Annotated in this window: 17 protein-coding genes and 1 tRNA gene; 10 read left to right on the top strand and 8 right to left on the bottom strand. The window is 71.9% G+C overall.

Annotation, left to right across the window (positions count from 1 at the left end; all coding sequences use genetic code 11):
* Positions 1 to 5 precede the first annotated feature (5 nt).
* From AB0D85_RS29405 to AB0D85_RS29385, 5 genes are all read left to right on the top strand, one after another.
* Positions 6 to 785 carry a DUF3566 domain-containing protein gene (locus AB0D85_RS29405; RefSeq protein ID WP_362326538.1) on the top strand — a complete coding sequence of 260 codons (780 nt, stop codon included), beginning with the start codon at positions 6 to 8 and terminating at the stop codon, positions 783 to 785.
* Between the two features lie 111 nt (positions 786 to 896).
* Positions 897 to 973 (top strand) — tRNA-Ile (locus tag AB0D85_RS29400).
* A 119-nt stretch (positions 974 to 1,092) separates the two neighbouring features.
* Positions 1,093 to 1,623 carry a carbonic anhydrase gene (locus tag AB0D85_RS29395; RefSeq protein WP_362326535.1) on the top strand — a complete coding sequence of 177 codons (531 nt, stop codon included), beginning with the start codon at positions 1,093 to 1,095 and terminating at the stop codon, positions 1,621 to 1,623.
* 60 nt (positions 1,624 to 1,683) lie between these two features.
* Entirely contained in the window at positions 1,684 to 2,754 is a 1,071-nt protein-coding gene (locus AB0D85_RS29390) for an MBL fold metallo-hydrolase (RefSeq protein ID WP_362326532.1), read from the top strand.
* Positions 2,755 to 2,867: 113 nt separating this feature from the next.
* Positions 2,868 to 4,277: a PA14 domain-containing protein gene (locus tag AB0D85_RS29385; protein ID WP_362326530.1), complete on the top strand. Its 1,410-nt coding sequence runs from the start codon at positions 2,868 to 2,870 to the stop codon at positions 4,275 to 4,277.
* Positions 4,278 to 4,435: 158 nt separating this feature from the next.
* Here AB0D85_RS29385 and AB0D85_RS29380 read toward each other — a convergent pair whose 3' ends face one another.
* The 4 genes from AB0D85_RS29380 to AB0D85_RS29365 all read right to left on the bottom strand — a co-directional run bounded on the left by AB0D85_RS29380 (position 4,436) and on the right by AB0D85_RS29365 (position 10,427).
* Positions 4,436 to 8,431 carry an AAA family ATPase gene (locus tag AB0D85_RS29380; protein ID WP_362326528.1) on the bottom strand — a complete coding sequence of 1,332 codons (3,996 nt, stop codon included), beginning with the start codon at positions 8,429 to 8,431 and terminating at the stop codon, positions 4,436 to 4,438.
* A 497-nt stretch (positions 8,432 to 8,928) separates the two neighbouring features.
* Complete coding sequence (locus AB0D85_RS29375; RefSeq protein WP_362326526.1) at positions 8,929 to 9,393, bottom strand: hypothetical protein; 465 nt, start codon at positions 9,391 to 9,393, stop codon at positions 8,929 to 8,931.
* A 100-nt stretch (positions 9,394 to 9,493) separates the two neighbouring features.
* Positions 9,494 to 9,913, bottom strand: coding sequence for a hypothetical protein (locus tag AB0D85_RS29370; RefSeq protein ID WP_362326524.1), 420 nt, complete (start codon positions 9,911 to 9,913; stop codon positions 9,494 to 9,496).
* A 64-nt stretch (positions 9,914 to 9,977) separates the two neighbouring features.
* Positions 9,978 to 10,427: a DoxX family protein gene (locus AB0D85_RS29365; RefSeq protein WP_362326521.1), complete on the bottom strand. Its 450-nt coding sequence runs from the start codon at positions 10,425 to 10,427 to the stop codon at positions 9,978 to 9,980.
* A gap of 185 nt (positions 10,428 to 10,612) precedes the next feature.
* Here AB0D85_RS29365 and AB0D85_RS29360 point away from each other — a divergent pair, with 185 nt between their 5' ends.
* Genes AB0D85_RS29360 through AB0D85_RS29350 form a run of 3 tightly spaced genes read left to right on the top strand, consistent with a single transcriptional unit; the run spans position 10,613 to position 12,990 of the window.
* Positions 10,613 to 11,824 carry an amidohydrolase family protein gene (locus tag AB0D85_RS29360; protein ID WP_362326519.1) on the top strand — a complete coding sequence of 404 codons (1,212 nt, stop codon included), beginning with the start codon at positions 10,613 to 10,615 and terminating at the stop codon, positions 11,822 to 11,824.
* Positions 11,825 to 11,862: 38 nt separating this feature from the next.
* Positions 11,863 to 12,066 carry a ferredoxin gene (locus AB0D85_RS29355; protein ID WP_362326517.1) on the top strand — a complete coding sequence of 68 codons (204 nt, stop codon included), beginning with the start codon at positions 11,863 to 11,865 and terminating at the stop codon, positions 12,064 to 12,066.
* Positions 12,067 to 12,069: 3 nt separating this feature from the next.
* Positions 12,070 to 12,990, top strand: a complete 921-nt coding sequence (locus AB0D85_RS29350) for an FkbM family methyltransferase (protein ID WP_362326514.1) — start codon at positions 12,070 to 12,072, stop codon at positions 12,988 to 12,990.
* 255 nt (positions 12,991 to 13,245) lie between these two features.
* Here the strand turns inward: AB0D85_RS29350 and AB0D85_RS29345 are convergent, their stop codons facing one another.
* The 3 genes from AB0D85_RS29345 to AB0D85_RS29335 all read right to left on the bottom strand — a co-directional run bounded on the left by AB0D85_RS29345 (position 13,246) and on the right by AB0D85_RS29335 (position 15,340).
* Positions 13,246 to 14,004 carry a glycosyltransferase family 2 protein gene (locus AB0D85_RS29345; protein ID WP_362326511.1) on the bottom strand — a complete coding sequence of 253 codons (759 nt, stop codon included), beginning with the start codon at positions 14,002 to 14,004 and terminating at the stop codon, positions 13,246 to 13,248.
* 7 nt (positions 14,005 to 14,011) lie between these two features.
* Positions 14,012 to 14,800, bottom strand: coding sequence for a GntR family transcriptional regulator (locus tag AB0D85_RS29340; RefSeq protein ID WP_362326508.1), 789 nt, complete (start codon positions 14,798 to 14,800; stop codon positions 14,012 to 14,014).
* A 198-nt stretch (positions 14,801 to 14,998) separates the two neighbouring features.
* Positions 14,999 to 15,340 carry a DUF6344 domain-containing protein gene (locus tag AB0D85_RS29335; protein ID WP_362326505.1) on the bottom strand — a complete coding sequence of 114 codons (342 nt, stop codon included), beginning with the start codon at positions 15,338 to 15,340 and terminating at the stop codon, positions 14,999 to 15,001.
* A gap of 350 nt (positions 15,341 to 15,690) precedes the next feature.
* Here AB0D85_RS29335 and AB0D85_RS29330 point away from each other — a divergent pair, with 350 nt between their 5' ends.
* Positions 15,691 to 15,819 carry a DLW-39 family protein gene (locus AB0D85_RS29330; RefSeq protein ID WP_003999697.1) on the top strand — a complete coding sequence of 43 codons (129 nt, stop codon included), beginning with the start codon at positions 15,691 to 15,693 and terminating at the stop codon, positions 15,817 to 15,819.
* Positions 15,820 to 16,015: 196 nt separating this feature from the next.
* Positions 16,016 to 17,320 (top strand): hypothetical protein, encoded by a 1,305-nt coding sequence (locus AB0D85_RS29325; RefSeq protein ID WP_362326502.1) that lies wholly within the window; start codon positions 16,016 to 16,018, stop codon positions 17,318 to 17,320.
* On the opposite strand, the gene AB0D85_RS29320 is transcribed toward AB0D85_RS29325, so the two are convergent.
* A complete protein-coding gene (locus AB0D85_RS29320; protein ID WP_362326498.1) occupies positions 17,284 to 19,227 on the bottom strand; it encodes a protein kinase in 1,944 nt (647 codons plus the stop codon). The two genes, AB0D85_RS29325 and AB0D85_RS29320, sit on opposite strands and share 37 nt — an antisense overlap.
* Positions 19,228 to 19,336: the final 109 nt, after the last annotated feature.

The following is a 19,336-nucleotide window of genomic DNA, read 5'->3' as shown; positions in this document are numbered from 1 at the left end:
TCATCGTGAGCGGAGCCACGGGCGCCGGATCGGCCGGTACCCCGACGGGTACGGATGCGGACGGCGGCGGCCGTGGCTCCGCCGCGTCCGGCGGGGCCACCGGGGGCGGTGCGCAGCCGATGGACACGCACACCACCCAGCTGAAGGCGATCAAGGCCCCCGCGAAGGCGCCCGCGCCGGACGCGGAGGGATCCCAGGGGGGAACCGTGACCGACACCCGAGGCCAGGCCGCGCCGGGCGACCGGCCGGCGGCGGCGCCGGCCGCCTCCCCGCTGCCCGGTGAGCGGCACCCGGAGCAGCCCGCCGGGCCCTACCACCCGCCGCAGGCCTACCCTGCGGCGGCGCAGGCCGAACAGGGGCCCGCGGCGGCGGTACGACGGCCGCGCACCGGAGCCGGGGCACGCACCGCCCCGCGCACCCGCAAGGCCCGGCTGCGGGTCGCCAAGGCCGATCCCTGGTCGGTGATGAAGGTCAGCTTCCTGCTCTCCATCGCGCTCGGCATCTGCTCGATCGTGGCGGCGGCGGTGCTGTGGATGGTCCTGGACGCGATGGGCGTGTTCTCGACGGTCGGCGGCACGATCTCGGAGGCGACCGGTTCCAACGAGTCGAACGGCTTCGACCTCCAGTCGTTCCTCTCCCTCCCGCACGTCCTGATGTTCACGGCGGTCATCGCGGTCATCGACGTCGTCCTCGCGACGGCGCTGGCGACCCTCGGCGCGTTCATCTACAACCTTTCCGCGGGCTTCGTCGGCGGCATCGAGCTGACCTTGGCCGAGGACGAGTAACCGGAGTTCAAACCTCTCCTGTCGGTCCCCCGACAACCGATTTTGGGACTGCCCCGGTCGTGCGCTAATCTTCAGGAGTCAGCGCGCGGGACACACACCGCAGAGCGCGGCGGGGCTATAGCTCAGTTGGTTAGAGCGCATCCCTGATAAGGATGAGGCCACAGGTTCAAATCCTGTTAGCCCCACCATCGAGAAGACCCCCGGTCCACCAGGATCGGGGGTCTTCTGTTTGGGTCCGGTGGCGCAAAGTCGGGTGGCAGGGGAGGCGGCGGGCCAGGATGGGCGGCAACCGGAGGTTACCGTCACAGTGATCGACACGGACGAGCTCGCTCATCGCAACGCCGGCTTCGCCGACGGCGGATCGTTCGCCGGCCTCGGGCTCATGCCCAGGGGCAGTCTGACGGTCATCGGATGCGTCGATCCGCGAGTCGACCCGTCCGACGTGCTCGGGCTCGGGCTCGGCGAGGCAGCGGTGATCCGCAATGTCGGAGGGCGGGTCACGCCCGCGACACTGCGGACGCTGGGGATGCTCGCGAAGGTCGTGCGGGCCCGCACGGGCGGCCCCGGACCGGGCGACAACCACTACGCGGTCCTGCACCACACCGACTGCGGGATCACCGACCTGGCCGCGTACCCCGAGCTGCTGGCCGACTACTTCGAGGTTCCGGCCGGAGACCTGGACGCCAGAGCGGTCACCGACCCGGTCGCCGCCGTCCGCGTCGACGTCGGCATCCTCAAGCGGAAGCTCCGGGCCGGGGTGTTCGTCTCCGGGCTCGTGTACGACGTGGCCACCGGGCTCATCGACGTCGTCGTCCCGCCCGCGCGAGTGGACGCATGACACCGCGAGGCGCCCACGGCCGGTCCGGCCGGTCGTATCGGCGGGGAGGCGTTTTCCGGTATGTGTGACGATCACCGGTACTCGGCGGCCGAGGCGGCGTGGTCGGCGCCTCGTGTCGCGGAGGGACCGGCGGTCGACCCGGTGACGCTGCCCGAGGTCGACGAGGTCAGGGTCACGACGATGGTCGACAACACCTTCGACGCCCTGCTCGCCTCGGCCGAAGGCGTCACCCGGGCGTCGGTCGGCGTCGGGCGGACCGCCGCGCGGCAGTTCGCCGGCGGCGAGGCCCTCGCGGGGCTGCGTGCCGAGCACGGCTTCTCCGCCCTGGTCACGGTCCGGAGCGGGAACGCGAGCAGCACGCTGCTGTTCGACACCGGCGCCTCGCCGGACGGGCTGGCGGTGAACGCCGAGCGCTTCGGCGTCGATGTCGGCGGCCTGCAGGGCGTCGTGCTCAGCCACGGACACTTCGACCACGCGGGCGGCTTCGACGGGCTGGCCCGGCTGCGCGGGCGCTCCGGCCTGCCGCTGACCGTCCACCCCGCGGTCTGGACCCGCCGCCGCCTGGAGCTGCCCGGCGGCGAGGGGCTGGAGATGCCCACGCTGTCTCGGGGCGCCCTGGAACGCGAGGGGTTCGAGGTGATCGAGCGGCGGCAGCCGTCGCTGCTGGCCGGCGGCATCCTGATCACCGGTGAGGTGGACCGCGTCACCGAGTTCGAGCACGGCATGCCGCGGGCCCACCAGGCCTGGGACGGGCACGGCTGGCGACACGACCCCGCCGTCATCGACGACCAGGCGCTCGTCATCCGTGTGCGCGGCCGGGGACTCGTCGTCGTCACCGGGTGCGGTCACGCCGGAGTGGTCAACATCGTCCGGCACGCCATGAGGCTGACCGGCGTCACCGAACTGCTGGCCCTCATCGGCGGCTTCCACCTGAGCGGCCCCGCCTTCGAGCCGGTCATCGGCCCGACGGTGGCCGCCCTGACCGCACTCGCACCCGAGCTGATCGTCCCCGGTCACTGCACCGGCTGGCGCGCCCAGCACACCCTCGCCGCGGCCCTCCCGGACGCCTGGGTGCAGAGCAGCGTCGGCACCACCTGCACACTCGGCGCCCCACGGGCGGCCGACGCCTGATCCCGGCTCAGCAGTCCGGTGCGCCGTGCAACCTTGCTCTCGGGTCGTTGGTCTTCCCGCTGTACGTACGCTCGCACAGCGCGAAAGGATTCCGTGCATCCGAGAGTCTTGCCGTGGCCCGGACCGGTGGTGTCGTGTCCGCCGTCGTTCTCGGCAGCCTGCTGGCCGCCGTTCCGCAGGCGGAAGCCGCCGGCGTCACCTGTTCCGCCAACGTCTACAAGCGGACGTTCTACAAGAACACCTCGTTCTCCGGCTCCCCGGTGCGGACCGACTGCGACGGCGGCGTCGGCGAGAGCTGGTCCGGCAGCCCGGCCTCCGGTGTGCCGTCGAACAACTTCGGTGTCCGCTGGTCGGTGACCCGTGACTTCGGCTCCGGCGGCCCCTTCACCTTCGCCGTCTCGGCCACGGACGGTGTCCGCGTCTACCTGGACGGCGTCCGCAAGATCGACCTGTGGAAGAACACCGGTGACACCGCCCGCTCCAAGAGCGTGAATCTCACCGTCGGCTCCGGCAGGCACACCCTCCGCGTCGACTACGTGAACTGGTCCGGTGCCGCGAAGGTCAAGTACACGTACACCCCGCGGACTTCGGCCACGTACGACAGGACGAAGCCGCTCGCCCCCACCGGGGTGAAGACCGCCTACGACACCAAGGTCCGCAGGACGACCGTCTCCTGGTCCGCCAACAAGGAGATGGACCTGGCGAACTACTCCCTCTACCGGCGGCCCGTCGGTTCCGGCACCTGGACGAAGGTCACCACGACCACCGCCCGCAGCTTCACCGACCCCCTGGTCAACCCCGACGACCGCACGCCGTACTACTACGAGGTCCGCGCCAGGGACAAGGCGGGCAACACCTCGTCGGGCAGCAAGGACACCATCGTCCAGCCGCTGCCGGTCGTCACCTCGCTCACCGGCACCTACGACAGGGCGACCGGCAAGGTCGGCCTGAAGTGGCCCCTCAACACCGAGCCGCAGTTCGACCACTACACGGTCCTCAGCAACGACCTGGTGGACGGCTCCTACAAGTGGGTCCCTCTTGGCACGACCAAGGGCAACACCTGGACCACCGGTCCCGTCACCGCCGACGGCGAGACCCGTCACTACCGGGTCCTCGTCACCAACGACGGCGGCACCACCACCTACAACCCCAACTGGCTCGACGCCGGCGCCACGAACGAGCTCTGGCTGGACATCCCCGACGGCATCGCCCCCGGCTACGCCCCGGACCTGAGCCTGGGCACGTGCGAGAGCGGCGTCCAGGCGACCGTCACCGACTACACGCCGGCCCCGATCCGCGACTTCATCGGGTTCGAGATCGAGCGCCGGGAGGTGGGGACGGCCGCCTGGTCGGTCGTTCTGCACAAGGCCTTCGACCCGCGCCTCGACCCGGCCACGGCCACCGTCTGCGACGCGCTGCCCAGCGACGGGCGCAGCTACGAGTACCGGGCCCACAGCTATGACGCGGCCGGGAACCACTCGCCGGAGAGCGACATCCGCACCGCGACCGTGCCGGCCGGCTGACATCAGAGGCTGACACCGGGGCATGAAAAGGCCCGACCGCTGGCGACGGGGGATGCACCAGCGATCGGGCTACGGCCAGCGTAACAAGGTGGCCTGTGCGGTGGGAGTCAACTTCTCAGCCGTAATGAGCAGTTGTGATCGGGATCACTCATGTGCGGTCAGGTGGCGCAGGGCGGGTCGTAGGTGAGACGGGGGAGGTACTCGCGCCACTTGGCCGGGGTCAGGACGTTGTGGGTGACCGAGCAGATGCGGGTCACCGCCTTGTCGACGTCCAGGCTCCAGAGGCGGACCGTGTCCGCGCCGCTGGAGACACCCAGCATGTGGCTCTGCGGGCTGAAGGAGAGGAAGTTGCCCGTCTTGGCGTTCGGGCTCATGGACTGGCCGATGGGGTGCGCGGAGGAGGGGGACGACACGTTCCAGAGGCGGACCGTGTTGTCGTTGCCGCCGCTGGCCAGGGTCCTGCCGTCGGGGCTGAAGGTCAGGGACACGACCGCCTCGGTGTGGCCGGTGAGGGCCGCGCCCAGGCGGGTGGCCCGGGCGGGATCCGAGACGTTCCACAGGCGGACCGTGTCGTCGTCGCTGCCGCTGGCCAGGGTGTTGCCGTCAGGGCTGAAGGCGAGCGTGTTGACGGGGCCCAGATGGCCCGTGAGGGGGCTGCCCAGGGACGTGGCGCGGGTCCGGTCGGAGACGTTCCACAGCCGGACCGTGCCGTCCGCGCTGCCGCTGGCCAGGGTGCGGCCGTCCGGGCTGTAGGCGAGCGCGTTGACGTATCCGGTGTGGCCGGTGAGCGGCTTGCCCAGGACGCGGGGGTGAGCCGGGTCGCTGATGTCCAGGAGCTGGATCGTGCGGTCGTCGTAGTCGGCGGCCAGGGTGCGGCCGTCGGGGCTCAGCGCCAGCGCGTCGGCGCCCGCGTACCGGGTGCGCAGCCCGAGGGGCGCGCCGTAGCGGACCGGGTGGGCGGGGTCGGCGATGTTCCACAGCTGCAGCGTGTTGCCCGAGCCGGTCAGGATGACGAGCGTGCGGCCGTCGGGCGTGAACGCCATGGACCGCAGGTCCAGGTCGACCGCCGAGAACGGCTCGCCCAGCGTCGTGGGCCGGACCGGGTCCATCACGTTCCACAGCCGGACCTTGCCGTCCCCGCCGCCGGTGGCCAGGATCCGTCCGTCCGGGCTGAACGTTCCGATCTGGCCGATCATGTCCGACCCGGGGACCGACCACAGCCGCACCTTGCCGTCGCCGCTGCCGGTGGCGAGGGTGTGCCCGTCCGGACTCCAGCCGACGGCGTACATCTCGCCGCTGCTGCCCGCGAGCGGCTCGCCCACCTGCGAGGGGAAGGCCGGGTTGTCGACGTTCCACAGGCTGGCCGTGGAGTCCGCGCTGCCCGCGGCGAGCATGGAGCCGTCGGGGCTGAAGGCCACCGACCAGACGGGCCCGGTGTGGCCGGTGAGCGGTGCGCCGAGGGCCTTGCCGTGCTTCGGGTCCGTGACGTCCCACAGCCGTACGGTGTCGTCCTTGCTGCCGCTGGCGAGGGTGTGGCCGTCCGGGCTGAAGGCGACCGAGTGGACGGTCGCGGTGTGTCCGGTCAGCGGGGTGCCGGCACGTTCGGGGTGCCGGGGGTCGGAGACGTCGTACAGGAGGATCGAGTTGTCGTCGCTGCCGGCCGCGAGGATGCGGCCGTCGGGGCTGAACGCGATGGAGCGTACGGCCTCGGTGTGGCCGGTCAGGGTGCCCAGTGACGTGGGGTGCCGTGGGTCGCGCACGTCCCACAGGCGGACGGTCCTGTCCTCGTCGGCGGTGGCCAGGGTGTGGCCGTCGGGGCTGAAGGCGACCAGGTAGACGGTGCCGTCGTCGCCGGTCAGCGGGGCGCCCAGGGACGCCGGGTGCCTCGGGTCGGAGACGTCCCACAGGCGTACGGTGCCGTCGTCGCCGGCGCTGGCGAGGGTCCTGCCGTCGGGGCTGAATACCGCGCTGGAGACCCAGCTGGTGTGGCCGAGCAGCGGCTTGCCGAGGGCCTTGGGGCGGGTCGGGTCGCTCACGTCCCACAGCCGGACCGTGCGGTCGTAGGCGGCGGTGGCCAGGACCTTGCCGTCGGGGCTGAAGGTGGTGAGGTAGACCGCGCCGGTGTGGCCGAGGAGAGGCGTGGCCAGGGGCGCGTTGACGATGGATATCAGACGGTTGTTGGCGCCCTCGTCGTCCTTGCGCAGGCTGTGGGCGACCAGGTCGAGCTGGGCGGACAGCGAGGGGTCCGAGTACTGGAAGCGGTCGGCCTCCGCGACCACCTGCTCGAACACCGCGTCGTCCCGCTGCTGACGGGCGATCACCGCGGATCCGGCCGCCAGGACCGCGAGCACGACCAGCGCCGCGACGGCGGTCCGGCTGAGCCACACCGTGCGTCTGCGCAGCCGTACCGAGGCCGCCAGGAACTCCACCGCGCTGCGGGTCAGGAAGGTGTCACCGGCCGATCTCGCCCAGGTGTGGGCCTGTTCGAGCCGTGAACCCCGGTAGAGCAGCGCCGAGTCGTGGCCGGACGTGTCCCAGGAGCGGCCGTCCTCCTCCAGGCGCTGGCGCAGCAGATTGCCGTTGCGGTCCTCGTCCAGCCACTCGCGCAGCCGGGGCCAGGCGTGCAGCAGCGCCTCGTGGGTGATCTCGACCGTGTCCGCGTCGAGGGTCACCAGCCGGGCCCGGACCAGGGCTTCGAGTGACTCCTCCGTCTTGTTCGGGTCGGTGGACTCGGCGGCCAGCTGGCGCCGGGTGCCGCGTCTGCGGGTCGCCTGGGTGTCCTCGCCGAGCCGGACCAGACGCAGCAGGAGCAGCCGGGCGGCGGTACGGGCGGCCGGGTCGAGGCTGGACCAGGCACGCTCGGCGGTCGCGGCGACGGCGCCCTGGATGCCGCCGGCCGCCCGGTAGCCGGCCAGTGTCAGCCGGCCCGCCTTGCGGCGCTGCCAGGTGGCCAGCAGGGCATGGGACAGGAGCGGGAGGACGCCTGCGTCATGGGCGCCGCGCGGGCCGTCGGCGCTCACCTCCCGGACGATCAGCTCGGCGAGACCCGGCTCCAGTTCCAGGCCCACCGCCTTGGCGGGACCGGTTACCGCCTCGCGCAGTTCGGCGGTGGTCAGCGGGCCGAGCACCATGTGCCGGTGCTGGAGCGCGTCGGCGAGTTCCGGGTAGCCGAGGCACTGTTCGTAGAAGTCGGCACGGATACCGAGGACGACCAGGGCGGCGGCGGGTTCCTCGGGAGCGCCGGGCGTGCTGGCCGCGTGGAGGAGGCGGACGAAGGCGAGCCGGTCCGTCTCGTCGGCGCAGAGGGTGAAGGTCTCCTCGAACTGGTCCACGATCAGGACCGGGCGGGCCGGAGCGGCTCCCGCGGGCCATGTTTCACGTGAAACATCCCCGGTTTCACGGCGGGCCCAGGCCGTGATCGCTTCCCGTACGGCCCCGGAGTCGTCGGGGTCCGACAGATCGGCCAGTTCGGGTATTCGGCGGGTCAGTTCCTTGACCGGGTCCGCTCCCGGGATGAGTTGGAGGATCTCGCGCGGGCGGCCCTCCTCGTCGGCCAGAGCGCCGTTCTGCAGCGCGGTGACCAGACCGGCGTTCAGCAGCGAGGACTTTCCCGCCCCCGAGGCGCCGACCAGCATGACCAGTCCTCCGCCGTCCTCCGCCGCGTGGAGCTGGGCGACCAGTGCGTCGGTGCTGCGCTCCCGGCCGAAGAACCAGCGGGCGTCCTCACGCCGGTAGGAGGCCAGCCCCCGGTACGGGCAGACGCTGTCGACCGGTGACGGTGCTTCAGTCTCCTCCGCCGCTTCGGACGTGGGCAGTTCACCGACCGGGTCGGCCACCGCCCGCTCCCACAGCTTCTGCCACTGGGCCAGGTCGTACAGCCCGGAGGAGACGGGGGCCGGCTGGGAGCGGCGGGCCTGCGGGATGAGGACATGGAGCACGGCGGAGAGCGCGGCGAACTGCGCGGGCACGTTCTTCGCCCGCCGCCAGTCGCTGATCCGCTGGGCGGAGACCCGCACCGGCCGGCCCCGCTCGTCGACGCGATGCAGCCGGTCGACCGCCTCGGCGACGCGTTTGAGCGGAGGGTTACCGGCCTCCTTGTACAGCAACGCGAGTCGTTCCGCGAAGGCTGTGCGTGCCCCTGCGTCGGGACCCAAGGCTCTCCACCCCTTACTTCCCCCGCTGCTGGTCATCCGGACCGGAAAACTCACTTTATACGGCTGACCTGCGGCGAAGCCCTGGACCGGACGGGCCGGCCTCCTCAGATGTGCACCTCGACTGGCAGGATTTCGCCCCAGCAACGCGGTAGCCGGGCGCCGCCCGGACGGCCCGACCTGGCCAGGGTCCGAAGAGGCCGCTCACGGCACCGCATGTTCTCGGTCAGCTTCCACCGGCGGTTACCCGCCGGAGTGGCGCAACGACGGCAGCCGCTCCCGCCGACCGGGCGGGCCTCTCGCCCGGAGGCGCGACCCGACGCCACCCGCGCCGTTCGGCACCGGTCCCCACGTGGGGAGGGACCGGTGCCGAACGGCACGGGTTCACCGATCGGCGGTGGGGAGCGAACCATCGAGCCCACCGAATCCGGCCCGCCCCGTCAACCTCGCCCTGTCAACGCGCCCTCGCTGCCAGGGTCGGCCCACCCGTCAACGCGCCCTCAGCGCCGTGTCCGTGTCCAACCCGCCGTGTGTGCCGCCTCCACCGCGCGTTCCTCCGCGTCGTCGGCCTCCGTGTTCAGGGCCGCGTCCTGTCCCGCCGCCGTACCGCCGGCTGCCTTCGCCGCCGCCTGTGACGCGGTGAGCGCGGCGCGCAGGGCCGCGGCCGCCTCGGGGCGGTCGTCCAGGGAACCGGCCACCTGAGCGGCCAGCGCCGCGGTGGCGGCGGCGTTGCGGGCGCAGCGGGCGTCGGCCGCCGGGTCGGGCGCGGAGTCGGCCAGGGCGGCGAGGGACTGGGCGGACAGGCGGAGGGCGTTCGCGGCCCGGCCGACCGGGCTCGTCGGGACGGTCTGGGCCGCGTCGGGGCCGATCCCCGCATGGCGGCAGGCGGCCACCGCGCGCTCGTACGCACTGCGCGCACGCGTGGAGTGCAGTTCTCTGAGCGTCTCCGCCGAAGGACCGGTCATCTCCGCCTCCTCGCTTCCGGGCGCGGGCAGGGTGCCACGCCGGCCGCGAAGAGACCAGACACGCGCCGGAACTCAACGGCGGAGCAGGCGGCGGAAAGGGTCAGCTCTCCTCGGCCCCGCGGGCCTCCGGCAGCAGCAGGTCGCGCTGTGGGTGCTTCTCGCCGCTGACGTTTCCCTGTATGCCCAGGTCGGTGCGGGCGGCGTCGTGGAAGGAGTTGATCAGCTGGAAGGCCGTCCGGTACCGCTCACGCCACTCGGGGTGGGTGCCGGTGACGCGTCCGGTGGCCTGCCACTCGATCTCGGCGATCATCGCGTTCAGCTCGTGTCCCGCCTCGATGGCGTCGTCGCCGCCGAGGAGCATGACCCGCTCGAAGGCCGAGCCCCAGCGCTGGTTGGCCTCGGTCAGCTCCTCGCGCAGTTCCTCCTCCGACCGGTGCTCCGTGCCGATGCCCGCCCGTACGTCGAACAGCCGGCCCGCGGCGGCCATCCGCAGCCGCGCGCCGATCAGTACCGCCCTCACGGTCACGAGCTGTTCGCCGGCCCCGAACTCTCCCCCTGCGCCCCTCGGTTGATGATCGCCGAGGCTACCCGAACAGCCCCAGCGCCGAGTCCAGGGACCAGCTCTGCCAGCACACCGCGAACAGGCCGACCAGGGAGATCAGGGCCATCATCAGGTTCTGGCCCTGCTCCGCCCAGTCGTGGATCATGAGGACCAGATAGACCAGGTTGAGCAGGAACCCGGCCACCAGCGCGACCGGTGTGAGGAAGCCGGAGACCAGGCCGAGGCCCAGGGCGAGTTCCGCGTACGCCACCACGTAGGCCATCAGCCGGGGACGCGGCGCGACGACGACGTCGAAGCCCCGCCGGACCACCGGCCAGCGGTGCTTCTCCGCGACACCCGCCGCCCACCGGATGCCCCCGCCGCCGAACCACTGCTTCTTGTCCTTGTGCCGCCAGCTCTCCAGCCACCACAGACCGAGCCCGATACGGAGCACCGCGAACCACTCGGCACCACTCAGCAAGGCTGTTCGCATCTTCCGCACCCTCCCGGCTCCCCGAACGCATCTGACGATCCGTCAGTTCAGCGGAAGCCGGAGCGGGTCGCAAGAGGTCCGGCGGCTCTTGCTGGTACCGGCTCCTGGGCCTAGCCTGAGTGCCACAGCCAAATCTGATGGACCGTCAGTTAATCGAGGGTCGAAGCAGGCAGCAGGGGGTAGGCATGGCAGAGAACGCGACCGGCACCCAGGATCTGCCCAGGGTCGTCAGCGTGGACGACCACGTGATCGAGCCCGCGCACCTCTTCGAGAAGTGGCTGCCGGGCAAGTACCGCGACAAGGGGCCCAAGCCCTTCACCGCCGGAATCGGCGAACTCGCCTACGTCGGCGGCAAGTACCGGTTCACCACCGACCCCGAGGGCCAGGTCACCGACTGGTGGGAGTACGAGGGCCTGCTCTTCCCGTACAAGCGGATCATCGCGGCCGTCGGCTTCTCCCGGGACGAGATGACGCTCGACGGCATCACCCGGGAGCAGATGCGGCGCGGCTGCTGGGACCCCAAGGAACGCCTCAAGGACATGGACATGAACCATGTCGAGGCCTCCCTCTGCTTCCCGACCTTCCCGCGCTTCTGCGGGCAGACCTTCGCCGAGGCCGAGGACAAGGAGGTCGCGCTGGCCTGTGTCCGCGCCTACAACGACTGGATGGTCGAGGAGTGGTGCGGCGACAGCGGCGGCCGGCTGATCCCGCTCTGCCTGATCCCGCTGTGGGACATCGACCTGGCCGTCGCCGAGATCCGGCGCAACGCCGCGCGGGGCGTGCGCGCGGTCACCTTCAGCGAGATCCCCACCTACCTGGGCCTGCCGTCGATCCACTCCGGCTACTGGGACCCGTTCTTCGCGGTCTGCGAGGAGACCGGGACGGTCGTCAACATGCACATCGGCAGCAGCTCGCAGATGCCCGCGGCCTCCCCGGACGCACCGCCCGCCGTGCAGGCCTCGCTGAGCTTCAACAACGCGATGGCCTCGATGATGGACTTTCTCTTCTCCGGGGTCCTGGTGAAGTTCCCCCGGCTCAAACTGGCCTACAGCGAGGGCCAGATGGGCTGGATCCCGTACGCCCTGGAGCGAGCCGACGACGTCTGGGAGGAGCACCGCGCCTGGGGCGGGGTCAAGGACCTGATCCCGGAACCGCCCTCGACGTACTACTACCGGCAGATCTTCTGCTGCTTCTTCCGCGACAAGCACGGCATCGAGGCGATCGAGACCGTGGGGGTGGACAACGCGACCTTCGAGACGGACTACCCGCATGTCGACTCGACCTGGCCGGAGACCAAGCGGGTCGCCCAGGAACACGTGGGCGGACTGGCCCCCGAGGTGGCCTACAAGCTGCTGCGCGGCAACGCGATCCGGATGCTGGAGCTGCCCTTCACCTGACCGGTTCAGCGGGTCCCCCGCTGGGCAGGGGACCCGGCATGAAGGTCTCCGTGGACGCCGACGTCTGTTACGGGTCGGGTGAGTGCGCCTTCCGGGCACCCGCCGTGTTCGGCTTCGAGGACGGGTACGGTTTCGTCCTGCCCGGGCGGGAGGAGTCCGGGGACGACGAGCTGATCCGGGACATCGCCGAGCGCTGCCCGTCCCAGGCGATCCGGATCGACGGCCGAAGGGTCACTGACTAGCGCATGAGCAACAGCGCCACCGAACTCCTGGCCACCCTCGGCCGTCGCTACGTCCGCGACTTCCCGGCCCCGTGGGGCAAGGCCCTCGCGGCCCGCGCCCTCAACCCCTACCTGCGCGACCACCCCCGGCAGCGCGTCGTGGAGACGCTCTCCGGCGCCCGGTTCGCGGTCGACACCCAGGACCTCATCCAGCGCTACCTCTACCTCTTCGGGGTGTGGGAGCCGCACATGACCCGCTGGCTGCGCGCCCGGCTGGCGCCGGGGGACTGTTTCGTCGACGTCGGCGCCAACATCGGCGTCTTCAGCGTCCTCGCCGCGCAGCTGGTCGGCGACCAGGGCCGGGTCGTGGCCGTCGAGGCCTCCCCCGACTTCCACCGCAGGCTCGGACAGCAGAGCGCGCTCAACGGCTGCCGGAACATCCGCGCCCTCAACGCCGCCGTCTCCGACACGCACCGGACCCTGACCTTCGTGCTCGCCAGCTCCCGCAACATGGGCGCCAACAGCATCGTCCCGTGGGACGGCCCGGCCGAGTCCAGCTTCGACATCGAGGCGGTGCCGCTGCCCGAGCTGCTGCGGCCGGAGGAGATCGAGACCGCGCGGGTCGTCAAGATCGACGTGGAGGGCGCCGAGGGCGCGGTGGTGCGCGGGCTCGCGCCGCTGCTGGAGAAGCTGCGCCCGGACGCCGAGATCACCGTCGAGGTCACCCCCGACCGCATGGCCCAGCTGGGCGACTCGGCGGACGAGCTGCTGCGCACCATGACCGACGCCGGCTACCACGTCTACCGGCTCGCCAACAGCTACGCGGCCGACAGCTACCCCCGGGCCCTGCACGGCGAGCCGGTGATCCCGGTGCGCTGGGACGGCCCGGTGACCGAGGAGAGCGACCTGGTCTTCTCCAGGGTGGACGCGGCGACCCTGCCGTAGCCAGGGGGTGCCCGGCGGAACACGGCGGCGTCGCGGGCCCTGGCACGCGCTCCGCCGGGATCCCGGCGGTGACCACGGCGGCGGTCGGCGCGACCTGGGCGCCCGCGAGTTCGGCGGCGAGCCGGGGCCGCCGGTATCAGGTGACCGCCTCGCGGACGTCCACCAGGGTTCTCATCGGCCGGGAAGCGGCGTTTTTTCCAGCCGATCTTCCAGCCGATCTTCCAGCCGACCTGATCCGCCGGACCCCCAGGGCGGTCAGTGGGCGGGCGGATACTGCCAGCCGTAGTCCGCCAGGGCCCGTGCCCGCGCCGCGACGACGGCCATGCGGGCCTCCCGTTCCACCGGGTCGGTGTGCGCGGACTGGCCGGTGACCTGGCCCTCCCACTTGCGGTAGAGCAGCCCGACCTCCGCCGAGAACCAGCCCCGGCTCACCGCGTTCAGCGCGAGCAGCAGACCGGTGTCCTCGGAGGCGGGCAGCGCCATCCAGCCGCCGAGGGCCAGCAGCAGCTCACGGCGGACGAAGAGGGTGGCCGGGTGGACCTGCGCGCGGAAGCCGTTCGCCGCCCAGAAGTCGAGCACCGTCCCGCGCTCGACCGGGCCCTCCTCGGGATCGCCGGGGAAACCGGCCGTGGAGCCGTCGGGCAGCAGGTCCAGGACCCGTGAGGTGGCCCAGCCGACGGCCGGGTCGGCCTCCAGCACGGCCAGATCACGGGCGAGTGCGCCGGGCGGCAGCTGGTCGTCGGCGTCCAGGATCTTGACGTACGACCCGTCGGCCCGGGCCAGCGCGATGGTGCGGGCGACCCCGGGACCGCCGCTGCGGCCCTGCCGGAACGACACCCGGGCGTCGTCGGGGACGTAGGGCCGGACCTCCTCGCCGTACCCGTCCTCCTGGATCACCCACTGCCACTCCCAGCCGTCCGGCAGCCGCTGCTCGCACAGCGACGTGTACGCCTCCGGCAGGAAGCGGGCCGACGGCGCGTGGACCGCGGTGACGACGGTGATGCGCCGGCTCACGCAGCGCTCACCACCTTTCCAGGTGTGTGGTGAAGAGGAGCTCGGTGCGGTCGCCGGGGAGCGTGACGACGGTGATGTCCACGATGCGGTCGTGGATGTCGTACGACGTCTTGTGCAGCCGGATCACCGAGGTGCCGGCCGGCAGGTCCAGCTCACGGGCCTCCTCGGGCGTCGGCGGGCGGGCGGTGCAGCGTTCCTCGACACGGCCGACCTCGATGCCGACGGTGTGGAGCTGGTTCTGGGTGCCGCCCGGCCAGGGTTCCCTGGTCTCGTCCAGGAGCTCCGGGTTCGCCGCGATCATGTCCCGGACGAGATAGGAGGTCACCAGGCTGAAGGGGGCCGTCTCGGCAGAGCAGCGGGTCCGGTAGGTGCGCTCCAGGAGCACGGTGCCCTCCGGCACCCCGAACGCGTCGGCGAGGTCGCTGGGCGCGGTCAGCTCGCGGTAGCGGGCGAAGAAGACCAGGTCACCGAGGACCAGACCGGTGTCGTGCTCGGTCGCGCCCGTCTGGGCCCGGGTCGCCTCCGGCATCCGGGCGCGGTCCTTCTCCCACTGGTACCGCTTGTTGTCGCGGATCGCGCGGGTGCGCGGGCGGCGCACGAAGGTGCCGCTGCCGTGCAGCTTGTCGATCAGGCCCTCCGCGTTCAGCAGCCGCAGCGCGTTCTGGATCGTCGGCACGCTCCGGCCGTAGTGCCGGGCCAGCTCCGCCTCGGAGGGCAGCCGGGCCCCGGGCTTGCGCTCACCGTTCCTAATGGAGCGGCGGAGGTCGTCGGCGATCTCCTCGTAGGCCTTGGGCACGGGCTCAGCCTACGACTCCTTAAGAGGAGTTGATGAGTCGAGCCGTTCTTCCGGGGCCGTTCAGGGGACATCCGGATCTTTTTCCGGGGAAATGCGAAGACCCGCGGCCGGTTCCCGGTCGCGGGTCTCTGTCGCAGTAGGCGCTGGTACGTACGCAAGTCGCCCTTGCGCCGTTGCGTCCGGCTCCTGCCGCGGGGGTCAGCAGTCGAGGGGCGCCGCGGGAAGCTCGTCCGGGTTCTCCGACTCGGTGGTGTCGAGGGGGCGGTGGCGGCAGCTGGGGGTCTTGCCGTGGGCCTCGGCCCGGATGCGCTGCTTCATCGTGGGGGGCAGGGACCTGGCCTGGGACCAGAGCCAGTGTCCACTCGCCGGGACCAGTTGCCGGGCGGCGATGTGGTCGTCGCTGCTGCTGTTGCGCGGGGTCTCGGTCTGCGGTACCGCCGCGGCGGTGGTGGCGGTGGCGAGTCCGAGCGCCGTGAACAGCGCGAGGAAGGCGGCGACGATGGCGGTCCACAGCTTCATGACCTTGGCGTTCCGGGCCATGGCCCCTCACTTTCGGGTTGGGCGATTTGCGTACTTTCCTCATGATGTGTATGGGGATCGCGAAGTGGGGGACGTCGACCCGCGGCGCGTCGATGTTCAGATCAACACCACACGGATGGGTGCACGGGTGGGGGAAAATCCCAAGAAATGCTTCCGAAAGGAGCGAGAGGGAGCAAAGTAACCGTCCGTGGGGGTGTGATCACCCTCCGATCGGAACGGTGCCGACCTCGTGCAACGCCTTGACACGGGCGGGAGTTGAGGCCGGAAGCCAGGTCACCGATCGATATCGGTCGGTGTGTATAGTCGGGCGCCAGAGGTCCCCTACGTCAAGGAAGAGACGAGGTCGCGCGGTGAAGAAGCTTCTCCTGGTCGCACTGGCCGCCATCGGCGGGCTCCTCGTGTACCGCCAGATCCAGGCGGATCGCGCCGAGCAGGATCTGTGGACGGAGGCGACCGACTCCGTGCCCACGGGTTCGTGAGTACCGACAACAGACGACACTGAGACCCCGGCCGCCTTCGCGGTCGGGGTTTTGCGTTGCCCGGCCCGTCAGGCGGTGCGCCTGATGCGGGTGTTTCGGCCGGTCGTACGGATCGCCGGGTGGCGGGCGGGCGCGCGGGGCAGTATGGGGCCCGTCCGGGACTTCGGCGGCTGGCGGGCTACGGCTGGGGGCGCGCGTGATACGGCGGTGGCGTACGGCGGGGTGGCGGGGCATCGGCGTGGCGGCCGCCCTCGCACTGACGGCACTGCTGCCGGCCTCTCCGGTTGCGGCGGACGGCGGCAGCGGGTACGCCTTCGCCCCGGACGCCCGCACGATCACCGGAGCGAAGGGCACGGCCGACGCCGTACCGCTGGAGCCCGGCACCACCTACCGCAGCTCCCTGCCGGAGAAGGGCGAGCGCTACTTCCGCCTCGAACTCGCGGCCGCCACCACGGCCTACCTCCCCGTCACCGCCGTCCCGCCCGCCGACGCCACCGTCTCCGCGAGCGACGGCATCGGGGTCTCGGTCGAGGACGCCAACGGGTTGCCCTGCACCAACACCAGCGCCAGCTTCGGCGCCGCGCTGAGCCCCCGGCCGATCACGGCGCTGGGGCGGCGGGACGCGGACAAGGCGCTGTGCCAGGACGCGGGCACGTACTACGTGGTCGTAGAGCGGCTCGTGACCGGCTCACGGACCACGTCCCACGGAAGCTGGGACCTGGAGATCGCCCCCGTCGCCGAACCTGGCCTGGCCAGGGCCGGCGCCACCACCGCCCCCGAGACCTGGAACTCGGCGTCCCCCGAGCCGCTCACCGGGGAACCCCGCCGCCGCACCGGAGGCGCGGGCTTCAGCACGGCCCGCACGCTGGACGAGGGCGTCTGGCAGACCGACATCACCCCCGGTCAGACCCTCTTCTACGCGGTCCCCCTCGACTGGGGTCGGCAACTGCACGCCACCGTCGACCTGGGCAGCACCAGCGGCGACCGCCACGGCTATGTCAGCGCCGCGCTCAACCTCTCCCTCTACAACCCGGTCCGCGGCTACGTCGACGACGTCTCCCTCGGCTACGACGGCACCCAGAAATCCTCCTCCCTCCAGCCCCTGCCACCCGTGGCGTACACCAACCGGTACGCCATCCCCGCCGCGGAGAACTCCGTCCGCGTCGCCGGCGCCTACTACCTCGTCGTCCACCTCTCCGGGCAGACGGCGGCCACGTTCGGGACGGGGCCGTACGGCGTGACACTCCGGGTCCGTGTCGACGGCAGCCCGAACTCCGGCCCGGACTACGCCGGTTCGTCCGTCCCGAAGGGTGTCTTCGACGTGTCGTCGTCGGACCAGGGCGGCCTCCTGACCACGACCGGCGACGACGACACGGCGATGAGGGCGCTCGCCGTGGCCGGGATCGGCACCGGCACGGCGCTGCTCCTGGTACTGGCCGGGTGGACGCTGGCCGCCCGGCGCTCTCAGATCCGGGCCAGCGCCCAGAAACCCACGGCGTAACAGGCCAGCGCGAGGAGCAGCATCGGCACGGCCGCCTTGGCGGGAGGACCGGGGCGACGCACCCGCCGCCGCCGACGCCGGCCATGGGTGCGGGGAGCGGACTGCGGGGTCTGCGGATCGCGGGTGGTGTAGGTGGCGGTGCTCGCGGTGTCGGCGTTCGGCCGCGCAGGGGGAAGAGGCTGCGCGGAGGGCCAGGGAGCGGGGGGCCGCGGGGTGGGGGCGACTTGCTGGGGCTGGGGCTGGGCGTACGGAGGATGCGGCGGTGCCGGTTGAGGGCGCTCCGCGTACGGGGTGGGGGGCGTAGGCGCCTGGGGCGGGGGGAGCCGGAAGCTGCCGGTGTCGGACATGGAGACGGGGCCCGAGGGAGATCCGGCGCGGCCGGTGACAGAGACCGGGGGAGCGTCCCCGTCCCCCGGCGGGGCCGCGGACGACGCGGAGGCGGGGCCCGAGCCGACCGCCGAGCCCGAGTCCGAACCCGTTTCTGCCGCGACCGGTGCCTCCGGGCCGGCAGCCGCGCCCGCCGCCGTACCCTCGCCCGAACCTGCTGCTGCGGCTGATTCCGCGGCCGTCACCCAGCCGACTGCCGTTCCCGGCGCCACTGAGCCGCCAGTCGCACCCGCCGCCGTAGCCTGGCCCGGACCTGCTGCGGCGGCTGATTCTCCGGCCGTCACCCAGCCGACTGCCGTTCCTTGGGCCTCCGGGCCGGCGGTCGGGCCCGCCGTAGCGTTGCCCGGACCCGTTGTGGCGGCTGATTCCCCGGCCGTCACCCAGCCGTCGGCTGCCGTTCCCGGCGTCACCGATCCAGCGGCTGCCCCCGGCCAGACCGCCGAGCCCACGCCCGGAGTCGATGCCGACGCCCCTGCGCCTGGCGCCGCCGCTTGCGCGCTTGTGCCCGGTGTCGGCGTTGGTGCTCCCGTGCCCCGTGGCGCCGCTTGCTCGCCCGTTCCCGGTACTGCCGTTGCAGTCGGCTTGCTTGTGCCTGTTGTCGGCCTCGTGCCCGTCGCCGTGTCGACGCCGGAGGCGACCCGTAGTGGTCCCCCCGGTCCGAACCCCGGTGGCAGTGGGCCCAGTTGGTCGAAGATCTCGATCGATTCGTCGTCGATGCCCGGTTCCGGGAGGAGTTCCCTGGCCTGGGCGAGGGCCTTGCGGGCGCCTGTGGCCGTACGGAAGCGGGACTGGGGGTCGGGCTGGACGAGGGTGGCGACGACCTGCCAGAGGGGTTCCGGGACGCCCTTGGGGGCTCCCGGGGTGCCGTGTTCGGCGAAGTACTGGACGAGCGCCTTGGCGTCGGGCTTGGCGCCTTCCAGGAGATAGAGCGCGACCAGACCGACGGCGTACAGGTCGGCCGCGAAGTCGGGCTCGGCGCCCAGGAGTTGCTCGGGGGCGATGTAACCCGGCGTGCCGACCACGAGGTTGGTCTCGGTCAGCCGGGCCTCGCCGAACCGCATGGCGATGCCGAAGTCGGACAGGCGCAGCCGGGGACGGGCGGTGCCGCTCGCTTCGAGAAGGATGTTGGCGGGCTTGATGTCCCGGTGCACCACACCTTCGGCGTGCACCGCGGCGAGCCCGGAGAGGAGCTGGTCGAGGAGGGTGCAGACGAACGAGGGGGGCAGGGGACCGTAGTCCCCGACGAGGTGGACCAGCGAACCGCCGGCGACCAGGTCCATCGTGAACAGGACCTTGTCGTCGTCGGCGGCCCAGCTGGCCGGAGCCAGGACATGGGGATGATCGATGCGCAGCGCCTGCTCCCGCACGAACCGCAGCAGCGCGTGGGCGTCGCTCTGCTGGAGCACCTTGGCCGCCACATAGCGTTTCCGCCGGTGGTCCCAGGCGCGCCAGACGGCGCCCACTCCGCCGTGACCGATCGGGTCGGCCAGTTCGTACCGGCCCGCGAAGACCTCACCCATGACTGCCCGTAGCCCTCCCCCTCGGGTCCCCCCTGCCACCCCTGTTGCCTGTTACCCCCCTTGCTTCCCCCGGATGAGCGATACGACCCCTCTCGCGTGACCCCCTCGG

Source organism: Streptomyces sp. NPDC048277 (assembly GCF_040652235.1).
GTDB lineage: Bacteria > Actinomycetota > Actinomycetes > Streptomycetales > Streptomycetaceae > Streptomyces.
This window is presented reverse-complemented; position numbering and strand designations above follow the sequence as displayed.